General features: G+C 61.7%; 13 protein-coding genes and 1 pseudogene. 7 read left to right on the forward strand and 7 right to left on the reverse strand.

All coding sequences use genetic code 11. From position 1 onward, the window contains the following. Positions 1 to 659, forward strand: a 659-nt coding sequence (locus tag AC1DWF_RS13035) for an outer membrane protein (RefSeq protein WP_476841736.1), incomplete at its 5' end; no start/stop codon positions are given. A gap of 196 nt (positions 660 to 855) precedes the next feature. Beyond that, positions 856 to 1,551 (forward strand): outer membrane protein, encoded by a 696-nt coding sequence (locus AC1DWF_RS13040; RefSeq protein WP_476783535.1) that lies wholly within the window; start codon positions 856 to 858, stop codon positions 1,549 to 1,551. Between the two features lie 194 nt (positions 1,552 to 1,745). On the opposite strand, the gene AC1DWF_RS13045 is transcribed toward AC1DWF_RS13040, so the two are convergent. Together AC1DWF_RS13045 and AC1DWF_RS13050 are read right to left on the reverse strand one after the other, a co-directional pair. Then, entirely contained in the window at positions 1,746 to 1,952 is a 207-nt protein-coding gene (locus tag AC1DWF_RS13045; protein ID WP_476783534.1) for a hypothetical protein, read from the reverse strand. A gap of 310 nt (positions 1,953 to 2,262) precedes the next feature. Next, on the reverse strand, positions 2,263 to 3,597 hold the full coding sequence (locus tag AC1DWF_RS13050; RefSeq protein ID WP_476783533.1) for a GGDEF domain-containing protein: 1,335 nt from the start codon (positions 3,595 to 3,597) through the stop codon (positions 2,263 to 2,265). 127 nt (positions 3,598 to 3,724) lie between these two features. Between AC1DWF_RS13050 and AC1DWF_RS13055 the strand changes: the two are divergent. Further along, positions 3,725 to 3,880: pseudogene (locus tag AC1DWF_RS13055) on the forward strand (phosphoserine transaminase); the annotation flags it as partial. Positions 3,881 to 3,896: 16 nt separating this feature from the next. Here AC1DWF_RS13055 and AC1DWF_RS13060 read toward each other — a convergent pair. Together AC1DWF_RS13060 and AC1DWF_RS13065 are read right to left on the reverse strand one after the other, a co-directional pair. Then, complete coding sequence (locus tag AC1DWF_RS13060) at positions 3,897 to 5,972, reverse strand: autotransporter outer membrane beta-barrel domain-containing protein (protein WP_476783532.1); 2,076 nt, start codon at positions 5,970 to 5,972, stop codon at positions 3,897 to 3,899. Positions 5,973 to 6,175: 203 nt separating this feature from the next. Then, positions 6,176 to 6,583 carry a hypothetical protein gene (locus AC1DWF_RS13065; RefSeq protein ID WP_476783531.1) on the reverse strand — a complete coding sequence of 136 codons (408 nt, stop codon included), beginning with the start codon at positions 6,581 to 6,583 and terminating at the stop codon, positions 6,176 to 6,178. A gap of 456 nt (positions 6,584 to 7,039) precedes the next feature. Between AC1DWF_RS13065 and AC1DWF_RS13070 the strand changes: the two genes are divergently transcribed. From AC1DWF_RS13070 to serA, 3 genes are all read left to right on the forward strand, one after another. Continuing rightward, positions 7,040 to 7,192, forward strand: coding sequence for a hypothetical protein (locus tag AC1DWF_RS13070; protein WP_476783530.1), 153 nt, complete (start codon positions 7,040 to 7,042; stop codon positions 7,190 to 7,192). Between the two features lie 389 nt (positions 7,193 to 7,581). Beyond that, complete coding sequence (locus AC1DWF_RS13075; RefSeq protein WP_476841737.1) at positions 7,582 to 8,757, forward strand: phosphoserine transaminase; 1,176 nt, start codon at positions 7,582 to 7,584, stop codon at positions 8,755 to 8,757. A gap of 68 nt (positions 8,758 to 8,825) precedes the next feature. After that, entirely contained in the window at positions 8,826 to 10,427 is a 1,602-nt protein-coding gene (gene serA, locus AC1DWF_RS13080; protein ID WP_476841738.1) for a phosphoglycerate dehydrogenase, read from the forward strand. A 64-nt stretch (positions 10,428 to 10,491) separates the two neighbouring features. Here serA and AC1DWF_RS13085 read toward each other — a convergent pair whose 3' ends face one another. The 3 genes from AC1DWF_RS13085 to AC1DWF_RS13095 all read right to left on the reverse strand — a co-directional run bounded on the left by AC1DWF_RS13085 (position 10,492) and on the right by AC1DWF_RS13095 (position 13,808). Then, the gene (locus AC1DWF_RS13085; RefSeq protein ID WP_476783056.1) at positions 10,492 to 11,109 is read right to left on the reverse strand and encodes a ParB-like protein; all 618 of its coding nucleotides are present in this window, start codon (positions 11,107 to 11,109) and stop codon (positions 10,492 to 10,494) included. A 1-nt stretch (position 11,110) separates the two neighbouring features. Further along, positions 11,111 to 12,736: a SulP family inorganic anion transporter gene (locus tag AC1DWF_RS13090; protein ID WP_476788173.1), complete on the reverse strand. Its 1,626-nt coding sequence runs from the start codon at positions 12,734 to 12,736 to the stop codon at positions 11,111 to 11,113. 178 nt (positions 12,737 to 12,914) lie between these two features. Further along, positions 12,915 to 13,808 (reverse strand): DMT family transporter, encoded by an 894-nt coding sequence (locus tag AC1DWF_RS13095; protein ID WP_476783058.1) that lies wholly within the window; start codon positions 13,806 to 13,808, stop codon positions 12,915 to 12,917. A 195-nt stretch (positions 13,809 to 14,003) separates the two neighbouring features. Here AC1DWF_RS13095 and AC1DWF_RS13100 point away from each other — a divergent pair, with 195 nt between their 5' ends. Then, on the forward strand, positions 14,004 to 15,302 hold the full coding sequence (locus AC1DWF_RS13100) for an adenylosuccinate synthase (RefSeq protein WP_476841739.1): 1,299 nt from the start codon (positions 14,004 to 14,006) through the stop codon (positions 15,300 to 15,302). Positions 15,303 to 15,352: the final 50 nt, after the last annotated feature.

Here is a 15,352-nt window from a genome sequence, read left to right on the forward strand (position 1 = left end):
GCTGGTATCTGCGCGGTCATATCGGCATGAGCAACCAGCAGCTCGGCGATCTGAATTCGGTATTGTTCGAAAACCCCGCCATTTTGGAACACTCATGGCCTCACGAGGGGAAATTCGCGTCTGCGCCGATCTTCGGTGGCGGCATCGGCTATCAGTTCAACGACTTCCTGCGTGGTGACGTCTCCGTGGAATATCGCGGCGCATCCGACTTCAATGCGACCGACTTTGTCAGGTATGGCGGTACCAACAATTTCTATACCAACGACTATAGCGCCAAGAAGTCGGAATGGCTGATGTTGGCCAATGCCTACGCGGATGTCGGCACCTTCTACGGCATTACGCCCTATGTGGGCGCGGGCATCGGCGCATCGCGCAACACGATTTCAGGCTTCCGTGACGTCAATGTCGAGCGCAGCGGCGCTGGCTACGCCGGCGACGCTTCCCAGTGGAACTTCGCGTGGGCGCTTCACGCCGGTGTCGGCGTCAAGGCCACCGAACGCATGACGATCGACCTTGGCTACAGCTTCGTCAATCTGGGCGATGCGCGCACTGGCACATTCTACAACGACGACCCCGCTGTAGCAGGGGCCGAAGGCTTCAAGTTCAACAACATCACCTCGCATGATCTCAAGCTTGGCGTGCGCTATTCGCTGAACTAAGCGACCAGTTCGGCCCTACCCATTACATCAAACCGCCCGGTTCGCCGGGCGGTTTTTCTTTGCGCAGCCGCCCTGCAAAACGCCCGCTAACCACCTGTTATCCTTAACTGCGACTTAACCTCTATGGTTAATGATGACATGAAAGGCGGCTGGATTCTCAGGCAACACCCCGGCGCCATCTCGGGAGAATGCGATCATGACATTGACGTCTCGCATGGCGCTGGCGCTGGCTGCGACCATGCTTTGGCCGCTGGCAGCAATCGCTGCCGACTATGAACCGCCTGTTGTCGTTGAGGAGGCACCGGAATATGTGCCCGTGGAAGTCGGCTCCGGCTGGTACCTGCGCGGCGACATCGGCTACAATTTCAACGACACGCCTTATGAATTCACGCTGCGGGGCGTCGACACGCGCAACACGCATGTCACAGGCAGCATTGGCGCCGGTTATCACTTCACCGACTACTTCCGCGGCGAACTCAATCTCGGCTTCCTGTCCAACGACCGCTACGACGCGACCAACGGCATCACGACGATTTCCTTGGAGAACAATGTCTGGAGCGGTATGGCCAATGTCTATGCCGATCTCGGAACAATCGCCGGTTTCACGCCCTATGTCGGTGCGGGCCTTGGCCTGATTTATTCGGGCCAGCGAGCGAGCATCACCGACCAGGACCCGACGCGCAACTTCTATTCACACGATACGCAATACAAGATGGCCTATTCGGTTGGCGCCGGCGTCGCCTACAGGGTCGCCCAGAACACCTCGATCGATGTCGGCTATCAGTATCTGACCTCGCCCGATCTCGAATATGTCGACTTCAACACGCTCACCAACAAGAAGGGCGTCGACTATCACCAGGTCAAGGTCGGCCTGCGCTACGACCTTTGGTAAATTCTTGATCCTACAATCGAAAATGACGGCGGGCGAAGGCCCGCCGTTTTCGTTTCTGACCGGTTCAACGATCTTCGCCCGCTTGTGCGGCAATCTTTTGCCGTCAAAGAACCGACCGGAGCCCGCTCATGAGACGGCGGGGCGCAGGGCGATGCCCGGCAGTGGCGAGCTTGGCCCGCCACCGCCATTTGAGGCTACAACTCTACACCAGCCAGTTTGGTCAGGAGCTTTTGCCGGTCATCGGCGGACTTGAGGCGTATCGTCATGGCCTCGCTCTTGACCGGAACTTGGGGCGGGAGGCTGACCTCGATTTCCGGCGCATGCACGGCAGCCCAATCCTTGAAGCGAGGCAATTTGTTCCCACCGCTGATAGGGAACGTGAAGCTGTATTTGAAGGTCATTTCGGATCAGTCCAAATGATGGCGTCCGGGCGTTAGCGAGCGCGCGCAATTACGAGCGCAGCAACTCGCGTAGCCGGCGCATATGCAATTATTGGGTGATGGATCTCGCTATCCTGGTGCCGCTCTTGCTCTCGCAGGTAGTGGCACCAGGCAATCAGCCTATGAGGAGGCTGCCTTTGCAGATGACGATGTGGGCAAAGGAAACTGTAAGCATGGCGGGTATGTCGGCCACCAGGCCATCATTGTCAACCACGGCCACCGCGCGAGGTCCACGCCAAGGGAAAGAAGCGGCCCAGCCGCTCCTGACGTATTAGTTGGCCACACCCATGACCACGCGGTTGCGGCCTTCCTTCTTGGCGCGATAGAGAGCCTTGTCGGCGGCATCGACGAGATACTCGTAGTCTGGATGGCCTTCATAGGTCGCAACGCCAATGGACGCAGTGACCGACAATACGTCCCGATCCCGCACCGAAACTTCTTGCTCCGCCAGCTGTTGGCGGATCCGCTCGGCAATGGCGCAAGCCTCGGTCCGGTCGGTTTCCACCAAAACGATCAGGAATTCCTCGCCGCCGTAGCGGAAGACGAAATCGCTGGGCCTGACGGCGTTCAAAAGAAGCTCTGCGGTATGTCTTAGAACGATATCGCCGACGGCGTGACCATATCTGTCGTTGATCGCCTTAAAGTGATCGACGTCCAGCATGAGAACGCTGAGTGGGGTCTTCGCATTCTTGGCGAGGGTGATTTCACGCCCCAGGACCGAGGGAAGAAAGCGTCGATTGAGTGCCCGCGTCAGGGGGTCCCGACCGTTCTCGAGACTGGCCGCGGCTTGAAAGAGATCGTTGAGAAGGAACTTGATCTCCTCGATGCGGCGCTGGAACTCGGCTACCGATGCCGGCTGATTGCCATCGATCGAGCGCAAAGCTTCGCCATCGATTTCGCCGATCAGCTTTTCGATGCTCTCCAGGATGAGTGAGCCCTGGAAAAGAAGTGCTCCCCGATGCCGAACCCAAAGACCGAACGGAGACGCTGCAAGGTAGCCCGGCGCTGAATTGCTACCGTGACCAAGCAGGTTGAAGAGAACGGACTGGCTCCATTCCATGAGCGTGGCACGCTGGGTTTCGCGCTCGAGATTGATGTCCTGTCCCAAGGAGAGCAGGCGAAAAGCCTCGTCGGTCTGTACCCGACGCTTGGTGTCGGACACATAGGCGGCACTCATCAACCTCATGGCGTAGTCGATGATCTCGTCCAGCAAGATCAAGGTGTGGGCGGTCGATGCCGACTCCAGATCGAGTTCGGCGACTTTGCAAGCGATCTCCGTCTTGAGAAGGCCCATGCCCTCCATGACCAGGTGGTTGGGGATTTTCAGCCGGGCGTGGATCTCGCCGATCTTGATCTGACGCGCGTCAAAGGCATCGAGGCCGGAATGAGGGTCCGCTTCGATAAGGTCGAGCAGCCATCTGCGCAACGAATGGCTCAGGCGCTCATGCACGACCGAATGGCTCAAGAAGGCCGATGCCTCCTCGTCGCGGAGGAAGTTCTCGTAGAACCTGGCCACCAGCCCGTCGATATTCTGGCGCACGATCGCAGAAAGCCTGCCGCGCGCGGCCTCCCTGGTTGCCTCAGATGAGGTCTTCCAGAAGGACAAGCCTGAACGCCTGCTGATAGCCAAATTTCCGCTCCGTCGATGCCTGGGTGCCGTCCTACAGACGGATACCGGGGGGATCAACCCGGGCGGCCGAAGCCTGATCTTTCATCCCCACGAAGGCATGGCCATGACGTTGGGCACTCAAGGAGCGAGCCCGGCAAATGCGACAATCGGGCACAACTCGTCTGCTCCCGCCGCAAAACGTCCCGGCTGGTCCGACGCCCCACCCGGCCGCTCGCACCGCGCCAAGATCGGCAAGGCCAAGCTCGAGCAGGCCATCGAGTGGAACCCCACTGCMCTCAAAAGCTTACGCTCAAATCCATCTTGGCGCCATTGTCGGACACGCCCGAACCGAACTGTCCGGCATAGGAAAGGCCGAGCTTGGCTTTGGGCGCGATGTCGAAGTCGAGGCCGGCCTCGATGACAGCGGCATCCCTGGCGATCGGTGCGCCAGTGACGGTGAAGGCGTCGCTGCCGGCAAAGGCCAGCGTCGACAGGGGCGTCACATCTCCAAAGGCGTGACGCCAGCCGATCATGCCGCGTGCGGTTGCGTTGATGGTGCCGAGCGCGAAATCGTCCGAGGCGCGGATGCCAAGCGTGGTGAAGGTCGCATCGGTGTTCGAACTCGCCTGTGAAAGCGCTGCTGACCCACCGGTCTCGGTGAACGCGTCGGTGCGCACATTGACATAAGCAAGATTGGCGAAGGGCTCGAACGATACTGCCGTCGTATCGATGCGGTAGCCGGCCTCGCCGAAGACCTGTGCCGTGCCTGCATCATAGTCGGCAGCCAGCACCTCGGACAGGCCAGGCAGGGCCACTGCACGGCTGGTCTCGACACTGTTCCAGCTGTAGGCAGCGCCGGTGCGCAGCGACACAGCGCCCCATTGGCTGCCGCCATAGGCGCCGAGATAGTAGCTGGTGGCGTCGCCTGACGAAACACGGTCGTCAGCATCAAAGGACGAGCGGCTGAAGCCGGTCATCAGACCTACGCGCCAGGTATCGAAGACCAGTGCGTCGCCGCCCATCAAGAGACCGCCGATGGAGCGGTCGAACGTGGCGGCATTGCCGTCGCTGTCATTGTCACCCCATGAACCGAAAGCGTTGCCCCAGACAGCGAAGCGGTCGGTATCGGCCGCGGCGAGTTCGGCGCCACCTTCGCCATAGGCCAAGACTGGCAGAGAGGTCGCCGACGGCTGGCCGAAAGCCGAGCGGATGCGGTCGTTGGCGGCGTCGCGGACAAAGCGGCTGTCGTCGAGCAGCATGCCCTTGGCGGAGGCGTGGGTCTCGCCGGAGAGCTGGTCGAAGGCGGCACGCGCCACGTCTTCGTCGGTCATGTTGGCGATGGCGTAAAAGAGCGCACTCGGCGCCGAGGACTGCACCGCTTTCGAAGCCGCGCACTGGTTGGCCGTCGCACCGGGCAGGCAGAAGGAAACATCGGCCCCGAGCTGGCTGGTCACATAGACGTTGTTAGCATCGTAGCTATCGACGAAATCGAGGAAAAGGTAGTTGTCGATCAGCGAGCCGAAGCTGCCATCAACGCCGACGCTCGAGGTGATGATCGTGTAGGTGAGCCCAGGCACGTAGAATTCACCGGTATCGGTGCCGTTTTCCGGCACAACGCGCAAGATGGCACCGGAATCGATGCTCACCAGCCCGCTCGCCAAGATCAGGTCGTTGTGGATGCCGGCCGTGTTGCCGCCTTGGGCCAGTTCGACTTCGTGGATCGCGCCGGCCGCGTAGGTCAGTGCCCCGGTGTTCAAGGTGCCGATCGAATTGCCTGGCGCCAGGATGCCCCCTGACTGGATGACCGTCGCACCGACCGTGCCCGTGCCGCCGAGCGTTGCGCCGGACCAAACCGTCACCGCCGAGCCGGCAATCGAACTGTTTACGATCAGCTTGCCGGCGTCGACCGTCCAGGACAATGGATTGAGGCTGGTTCCGGTGAAGGTCCAGACACTGCTGCCGGACTTCTCAAACGTCTGGAACCCGCGGTATTGTACCGTCGCACCGATCTGCGACAGATCGAAACTGCCGTTCTCGTTGCCACCGAATGCAAGTGTACTGCTGCTGCCCGCGCTGGCGTCGACAGTGCCGTTTATCGTCGCTCCTGCCCACAACTCCAATCGATTGGCCCCGCCTGCGAAGGTAATGGCGTTCGCGCGGGTTACCCCATCACCCGACAAGCCACCCGAGATGGTCCCGGCGTTGATGATCGCAACACCATCCCGGACAATATCGATGCCGGTTCCTCCTGCGCCATTGATCCCATTTACGACGCCATTGCCGCCGCCGCTACCACCGAGGATTTCACCCGATACGATCAGGCTTTGAGCACCGAAGATCAGACCCGAGCCGCCGTTGCCACCATCGCCCACGGATAACCCGAGTAGACTCTCTCCAAAATCACCGCCGGCGCCGCCGACAAGGTGTCCTTGGATGGTTAGCGACAATCCTCGATAGGCTAATGCGGCTCCACCATCGCCCCCGTCTCCACCTTCGAATCTTCCAGCACCACCTGCGCCTCCGTGTCCGCCAGTCAGGCTGACACCGGAAAGCATGATGTCCGTCCCGGCTCCAATCACGACGGCACCGTAGCCGCCGGCCCCGCCGCCGCCGCCATCACCGCCATTACCGAGAACTCCATCGCCCGGTGCGTTTCCTCCGCGGCCTCCGTTCCCACCAAAGAAGGAGTCTCCAGAAAGAACGGAGCCCGAGTATCCATGGCCGCCACCGCCGCCGCCACCGCCGCCAGCGAGCGCAGTGTCGGTAGCATCCCCGCCAGATGCCCCATTGCCACCCGCTGCAGATCCCGCGGCTCCACCAGATCCAGAGTCACCTGGTGCGAGGTCATCACTGCCGTTTCCCCCAGCGGCGCCTGGCCCACCGCCTCCACCGCCGACGGCCGATCTTCGACCGTCTTGTCCGGGTAAACCTCGATAGTCGGCGTCGACTCCACCGCCAAACCCGCCGTTCGATCCGCCGCCATCGCCGCCTCCTGCGATTGCCGGCACTGTGGCCAGTGCCATCGCCAGCGCGCCCGTGGCTAGGACCTTGGGCAAGGATGACGATGTCGAATTGTGAGAAAGCACGCTGCCGGTGACAGCGATTGACCCGCCAGACAAAAGTAGAATATTTTTCATTGCCGCATCCACCGAAAAATAGTCTCAAATAATATGCAGATTAGTATWTGTAGTAATAGCATTGCAACTGGAGGGTAATTCAAGTCGATCTCAGTGTATCTTTACAGCAACATCACCCGTTCGGGGTAGAGCAAGTCAAAGCACCTACCACATCTGCCAAGCTGCCGCCGCATTGGCGACGATCCATGCGGCCCGGAGGCTTCATTCCATGTCCGGCACTTCGCCACTCTGATATAAATCTTTGGCTCGCCGTATTCCCCGATTGCTGGGTTAGCATCGCGAGACCAGGCGATGACGCCAGCATGTTCGCTCTCGACCATCTTGACCAAGCGCGCAGCGGCCTCTTCGCTCTGCATTTCTCGGGGATCGAACGCGGGCTGAAGGTCGCCCTCGGCATCGCGGTTGAACGCCGCCACGACGATCAGCTTGGCATCTTTTGCTCAGGCAGTACGTGACCTGTGTTGGCCATTACCGATCACCTCAATGTAGAATGGTTCGTGGCTTCTCGCTGTGTTGGTACTTCGCCAAAAACCTGGTGATTTCCTCGACCAAATCAACGGATGGCGGCTCGTACGTGCCGGCGCTTCTGCCAATCGTGCAAGTGAATGCCTCGCATAGCTGAGCGCCTTGCCTTAAGGGGAACGTCCCGAGAACAGACCGTGTCACTGGCGTGCCACTTCTCTTGGCATGTTCTAACTCCGTTCCGATCGCACCTGCACGAACCTGCAAGATTGTCGACCGCAAACTCTTTTGCCTCTTGCGGATTTCCGGGCATTTCTGTATTTCCCGCCGTGGGCCACCCCTCCCCAACGAGGGGCCAGCTATCTGGAAGGATAGAACCACGATGACGATCGTCACCAAGCCCGGACTCCGTCCGGCGAACCRCCATTTCTCCTCAGGTCCCTGCGCAAAACGTCCCGGCTGGTCGCTCCAGGGCCTCGCCGATGCACCGCTTGGCCGCTCGCACCGCGCCAAGATTGGCAAGACCAAGCTCGAACAGGCGATCGAGCTGACGCGTGAGATTCTCCAGGTTCCCGCCGATTACCGCATCGGCATCGTTCCGGCCTCCGACACGGGTGCTGTCGAGATGGCGCTGTGGTCGCTGCTCGGCGAGCGCGGCGTCGACATGGTTGCCTGGGAGTCGTTCGGCGCGGGCTGGATCACCGACGTGGTCAAACAGCTCAAGCTCGAAGACGTCCGCAAGTTCGAAGCGCCCTATGGCGAGCTGCCTGATCTCGCCAAGGTCGATTTCGACCGCGACGTGGTCTTCACCTGGAACGGCACGACCTCGGGCGTCCGTGTCGCCAATGGCGACTTCATTCCGGCCGACCGCAAGGGCCTGACCATCTGCGACGCCACGTCCTCGGCCTTCGCCCAGCGCATGGACTACGCCAAGCTCGATGTCGTCACCTTCTCCTGGCAGAAGGTGCTCGGCGGCGAAGGCGCGCATGGCATGCTGATCCTCAGCCCGCGCGCTGTCGAGCGGCTGGAGAGCTACAAGCCGGCCTGGCCGCTGCCCAAGATCTTCCGCATGACCTCGGGCGGCAAACTGATCGAAGGCATCTTCAAGGGCGAGACCATCAACACGCCGTCGATGCTGTGCGTCGAGGATTATCTCGATGCGCTGAAATGGGCCAAGGCCCTGGGCGGGCTCGATGCTCTGGTAGCGCGTGCCGACGCCAATTTCGCTACCATCGACGGCTTCGTGCAGAAGTCCGACTGGCTCGGCCATCTGGCCGTCGTGCCGGAAACGCGCTCCAACACCTCGGTCTGCCTGTCGATCGTCGATCCTGATGTCGCCGGCCTGGACCAGGACGGCCAGGCGGCATTCGCCAAGGGCATGGTTTCAGCACTCGAAAAGGAAGGCGTTGCCTTCGACATCGGCGCTTACCGCGACGCACCTCCCGGTCTGCGCATCTGGGCCGGTGCCACCGTCGAGACCTCGGACCTTGTTGCCCTGATGCCATGGCTCGACTGGGCCTTCGCCAATCAGAAGGCAGCGCTCAAGGCTGCGGCCTGACCTGACCTGCGGCGGCCTCCGGGCCGCCCTTTCCCCGAACAGTTTGATCACTCTTCAAGGAGGCAGCTATGGCGCCCCGCGTTCTCGTATCCGACAAACTCTCCACCACCGCCGTCCAGATCTTCAAGGATCGTGGCGTCGAGGTCGACTATCTGCCCGACCTCGGCAAGGACAAGGAAAAGCTGCTCGAAGTCATCGGCCAGTATGACGGCCTTGCCATCCGCTCGGCGACCAAGGTCACCGAAAAGCTGATCGCGGCTGCGACCAACCTCAAGGTCATCGGTCGTGCCGGCATCGGCGTCGACAATGTCGACATTCCCGCCGCCTCGCGGCGCGGTATCATCGTCATGAACACGCCCTTCGGCAATTCGATCACCACCGCCGAGCACGCGATTGCGCTGATGTTTGCCGTTGCCCGCCAGCTTCCTGAGGCCAACGCCTCGACGCATGCCGGCAAGTGGGAAAAGAACCGCTTCATGGGCGTCGAGATCACCGGCAAGACGCTCGGCCTGATCGGCTGCGGCAACATCGGTTCGATCGTCGCCACCCGCGCGGTCGGCCTCAAGATGCATGTCGTCGCTTTCGATCCGTTCCTCTCCGAGCATCGCGCCGAGGAACTGGGCGTCGAGAAGGTTGAGCTCGACGAGTTGTTCGCCCGCGCCGACTTCATCACGCTGYATACGCCGCTGACCGACAAGACGCGCAACATCATCAATGCCGAGGCCATCGCCAAGATGAAATCAGGCGTGCGCATCATCAACTGCGCCCGTGGTGGTCTCATCGTCGAGAAGGACCTCATCGCCGGTTTGAAGAGCGGCAAGGTGGCCGGTGCCGGCATCGACGTGTTCGAGGTCGAGCCAGCCGAGAGCAACGAGCTGTTTGGCATGGACAACGTCGTGTGCACGCCGCATCTCGGCGCCTCGACTTCGGAAGCGCAAGAAAACGTCGCCCTTCAGGTCGCCGAGCAGATGGCCGACTATCTGGTCAAGGGCGCGGTCTCCAACGCCATCAACATGCCCTCGATCACCGCCGAGGAAGCGCCGCGGCTCAAGCCGTTCGTCAAGCTCGCCGAAGTGCTCGGCGCCTTTGTCGGCCAGGTAACGGAAGACCCGATCACCGAGGTCGAGATTTTGTTCGACGGCCAGATCGCGCAGATGAACACCAGGGCGCTGATCAGTGCTGCCCTTGCCGGCCTGATCCGGCCGCAGGTCTCCGACGTCAACATGGTGTCGGCGCCGATCATGGTGAAGGAGCGCGGCATCATCGTTGCCGAGGTCAAGCGCGACAAGTCGGGTGTCTTCGACGGCTACATCAAGCTGACGGTCAAGACCGAGCACATGACGCGCTCGATCGCCGGCACCTGCTTCTCCGACGGCAAGCCGCGCTTCATCCAGATCAAGGGCATCAATCTCGACGCCGAGGTCGGCCAGCACATGCTCTACACCACCAATGCCGACGCGCCGGGCATCATCGGCCTGCTTGGTACTGTGTGCGGCGAAAACGGCGTCAACATCGCCAACTTCCAGCTCGGTCGCGACCGGCCGGGCGGCGATGCCATCGCACTGCTTTATCTCGACGCGCCCTTCCCCGAAGACGTGCTCGCCAAGGTACGCGACCATAAGTCCATCGACTCGGCCAGGCGCCTGCAGTTCGACATCAACGGGTTCTAAGAACCGCCTCCCAAGGCTGAAGGGCGCGGACTTGTTCCGCGCCTTTTTCTTTGGAGAACACTCTTCAAGCGTCCGGCCCGCTCCAGCCTGGGAGGTAGCTTGCCTCCGCTTGCCTGCCCAGTTGCAAGGCCTGCTGCGATGCCTTGTCGAAATTGTCATTGAGAAGCGCCACGGGAACCCGCCGACGGAAGAAGTCGGCCCACAGGAACTCTGCGAAGGGCGTGGTGTCCTTGGCATAGCCACCCAGCCGCCTGACCTCGCCAGCGAGGCTGCGATAGGGGTCGTCGATGAGCTTGTCGACTGACTTCGGGATATCGGCATAAGCCCGCCTTTTGCCCGATGCATCGAAAGGATGCATCCAGGCGCGGTTATCGAGCACGACCCAAAACGCCTCCTTGTCGAGCCGCGAGAGGTCGCTGATGACGTTGACAAAAACCTCCCGCAGCCCCTCCTCGTACAAGGCTCGCGCAAGATGATGATGGTCGACGATGTGGTAGCGACCTTTCGGTCCAAAAACCACGGGAATGAAGTGATGGCCGAGGAAGGCACCAGCCTTGGCTGATGGCAGCGCGCGCAATGCGCTCCGCTTCACCGCCACTTCGCGCAGACCGACCGTCATCTGGGTGGGGCGCAGATCATCGACCAGAACCGGCTGTAGCGTCGGTTTGGTTTCGTTTGCCATGTCAGTTGCTCCCTTTGACCGGTGCAGCCTCCGTGCCGAGTGCTGCTATCGCGTTGTCGACGCTGCGGAAAATCCGGTTCGGGCCCAAAGCTGCGGTTATGCCGAAACGCGCAAGCGCGGATTGCGCCCGTACCGATTCCAGCCGGGCGATGGAGAAGGTCAGGCCGACATCGTGGCAAAAGGCGATCACGTCGGACAGTGCGGCTGCTGCGGTGTAGTCGATGTCGGTGACGTTGTTTGCTTCCAACACGACGTGTTCCAGCGACCCGGGTCGCGTCGAGACCATCGCCTCGATGCCACGTTTGAAGCGTTCGGCATTGACGAAGGACAGCGGCGCCTGGAACGCAACGACCAGCACGCCGTCGATGCGCTCGCCCTCGCTGCCATCCGCCGGCGGCCACCAGATCGAGGTGCCGGGCACACGCTCGAATTCGATCGCCCGAGCCTGGGTCATGCCCCATAGGCCATGCAGCAGCGACAGGCCGATACCGGTGGCCACGCCGATCTCGATGGGCAAGGCAACGATAGCGAGAGCGGTGATGACAATGAGCGCGAACTCCACCGGCGCCTGGCGGAAGGTCGAGACGAAGGTCGGCCAGCGCAGGATGCGCAGCGCGATGAACATCAGGATGCCGGCCAGTGTCGCCTGGGGCACGTTGGTGAGCAATTTTGTGCCAAACAACTGCAACAGCAGGACGATGGCAGCAGCGAACAGTCCGGCCAGCTGCGAGCGTCCGCCGGTTTCGGCAACGATGGCGGTGCGTGGCGGGCTGGAATTGACAGGAAAGGCTCCGAACAGGCCGGCCACCAGACTGCCGGCGCCGATGCCGACGAAATCGCGGTTCACGTCCGGCCCCACACCCTCCCTGCCGGCGAATGAACGCGTGGTGGCGGCCGTCTGCACCATGATGACCAGCGAGATCAGCAGGGCCATCGGCACCAGAGTGCGCATATCCTCAAGTGCCACGCTGGGTATCGCAAGCTTGGGCAGGGCGTCGGGCAAAACGCCCAAAACGGCAACACCATGTTGCTGAAGGCCAAACAGGGTCACAGCCAACGTCGCCAGTGCCAACGCGATCAGCGCGCCCGGGATGCGGGGACTGATGCGCTCGCCGACAAACACCATAAGGAACACGCCGACACCAAGCGCCAGGCTGAGCAGATTGACTTGGCCGAGAGCTGCGTAGACCGCTGCCAGCCTGTGAAAGACATCGCCGCTGCCGGATGGCAGACCAAGCAGTTCGGGCAATTGCGAAATGATGATGTGGATCGAGATGCCGGCCAGGAAACCGGCGGTGACCGGCACGGACAACAGGTCGGCGATCCAGCCGAGCCGCAGCAGTCCGCCGGCAATGACAATCGCCCCAACCATCAGCGCCAGCATGGCGGCAAGGCTGGCATATTGCGGCGAGCCTGACGTCGCGACCAGCGCCAGTCCGCCGGCGAAGATCGGGGTAATCGTGGAGTCCGCACCCGCCGAGAGGTAGCGGCTGCCACCGAAAGCGGCGAATGCCACAGCGCCGGCGATGAAGGCGAAAAAGCCGATCTCGGGCGAGAATTCGCCAAGCCGCGCGGTCGCCATCTGCTCGGGAATGGCGATGGCCGCAAGCGTCAATCCCGCGGCCATGTCGCCGCCAAGATCTGCTCGGCTCCAGCCTTGCAGGGCGCCGAAGAGAACACGCGGCCTTGCATGCAACAGCCCCGTTCGCAAACCTCGCATGCGCGCCTCGCCCATATTCGCACCCGCCGCCAATGCCTTTCAGCGGCGGCCTATTTCAACGCTGGGTGTCGGCCTCGCGTTCCCGTCAAGGTTGCGCCATCTTGCGCCCACTGTGCTCCGCAAGCCAGATGCCGCCGAGCACAAGCACGATGGCCACTGCATGATAGGCCTGGAAGGCCTCGCCGATGATCATCACCGACAGCAGCGTTCCGAAAATCGGCACCATGTTGATGAACAGGCCCGCACGGTTTGCACCGATCAGCTCGACGCCCCTGATGTAGAAGATCTGCGCCAGGATCGACGGAAACAACACCATATAGACAGTGATCGCCCAACCCAGGGCGTCCGGAACGACCACGCGGCCTGTGACGATTTCCCAAACGACAAACGGGATCGAGGTGACGAAGGCGGCTGAAGTCATCACGATCATCAGGCTTAGCCAATGGATGTCGGGTTTGAAGCGCAGCGCCACCGTGTAGGCGCTGTAGACCAGCACCGCGATCAGCATCAGCGCGTCGCCGAAATTCATGTCGAGCGCCACCAGCGTCCTCAGGTCGCCATGGCCGGCCGTAAGCGCGATACCGGTGAGCGACAGCAGGAAGCCGATGATCTGGCCAAAAGTGACGCGCATGCGAAACAGGAGGAAATTGGCTGCGAAGATGACCATCGGCATGCCCGCCTGCTCGATGCTGGCGTTGATTGCCGAGGTGAAGTTCAGCGCCGAATAAAGTGCCGCGTTGAACGCCGTGAAGCCGAAACCGCCCAAAGCGACCAGCAACCAGATATGCTTGCGCACGACCGGCCAGTCATTCCGCAACTGAGGCCAGCCGATAGCGCCGAGGATTGCGGCGGCGAACGCCCAGCGCAACGACGTCAGCAACATCGGCGAAGCATGGCCGACAGCGAGCTTGCCCGCCACCGCGTTGCCGCCCCAAAACAGGGTGGTCAGCAACAGCAGGACATAGGCTTTTCGATTCATGCGACCGGACTTTCGCTGGCGACAGGTTACATGCCGGCCTAGGTGCTGGGTCCAGACAAGTAAATGCGCCGAAAGGTGGAATTTGTTGTGCCTCGGACGGCAAAGAAAGGTCGCACATCCAATTGCTTGGCGTTATAGAGGCCTGTCATTTTGCACTGTTCGCGGCCCGGCCCGCGATGTCGGAAGGAAAATATCATGGCCAATGTGGTGGTCGTCGGTTCCCAGTGGGGCGATGAAGGCAAGGGCAAGATCGTGGACTGGCTGTCGGAGCGCGCCGATGTGGTGGTGCGGTTCCAGGGCGGGCACAATGCCGGTCACACGCTGGTGGTCGACGRTGTGGTCTACAAGCTGTCGCTGCTGCCCTCCGGCGTTGTGCGCGAAGGCAAGCTGTCGATCATCGGCAATGGCGTGGTCTTCGACCCGCATGCCTTTGTCGCTGAACTGGCCAAAATCCGCGCCCAGGGCGTCGAAATCGGCCCGGATCGCCTGAAAATAGCCGAAAACACAGCGCTTATCCTGTCGCTGCACCGTGAGCTGGATGGTTTCCGCGAGGACGCCGCCTCCAATTCGGGGACGAAGATTGGCACGACTCGTCGCGGCATCGGCCCCGCCTATGAAGACAAGGTGGGCCGCCGCGCTGTTCGGGTGATGGATTTGGCGGATTTGGATACCCTGCCCCAGAAGGTCGACCGGTTGCTGACGCACCACAACGCGATGCGTCGCGGGCTCGGCCACCCCGAGGTGACGCACGAAGCCATCATGACCGAGCTGACATCGGTTGCCGGCGAGATCCTGCCTTACATGGACCGCGTCTGGAAGGTGCTGGACGACAAGCGCCGTGCCGGCGAGCGCATCCTTTTCGAAGGCGCGCAGGGCACGTTGCTCGACATCGACCACGGCACCTATCCCTTCGTGACCTCCTCCAACACGGTTGCCGGCCAGGCTGCTGCCGGTTCGGGCGTTGGTCCGGGCGCAATCAACTACGTGCTCGGCATCACCAAGGCCTACACGACGCGCGTCGGCGAAGGTCCATTCCCGACAGAGCAGCAGAACGAAGTCGGCGAGTTCCTCGGCACCCGCGGCCATGAGTTCGGCGTGGTGACCGGGCGCAAGCGCCGCTGCGGCTGGTTCGACGCCGTGCTGGTGCGCCAGGCTGTTGCCGTCAACGGCATCAAGGGCATCGCGCTGACCAAGCTCGACGTTCTCGACGGCCTCGAAGAGATCAAGGTCTGCACCGGCTACATGCTCGACGGCGAGCTGATCGACTATTTGCCGGCGAGCCAAGGCGCACAGGCCCGTGTCGAGCCGGTCTACGTGACGCTTGAAGGCTGGAAAGGCACCACAGCCGGCGCACGCAGCTGGAATGACTTGCCTGCCCAGGCAGTCAAGTATGTGCGCTACATCGAAGAACTGATCGGTGCGCCGGTGGCCATGCTTTCCACCAGCCCCGAGCGGGACGACACCATACTTGTGACCGACCCGTTTGAAGACTAGTTTTGGCTCCTTCCCGGCGGCTGATTTGCCGCCGGACGCGGCGCGGCCCA

Source organism: Aminobacter sp. P4_D5 (assembly GCF_056401815.1).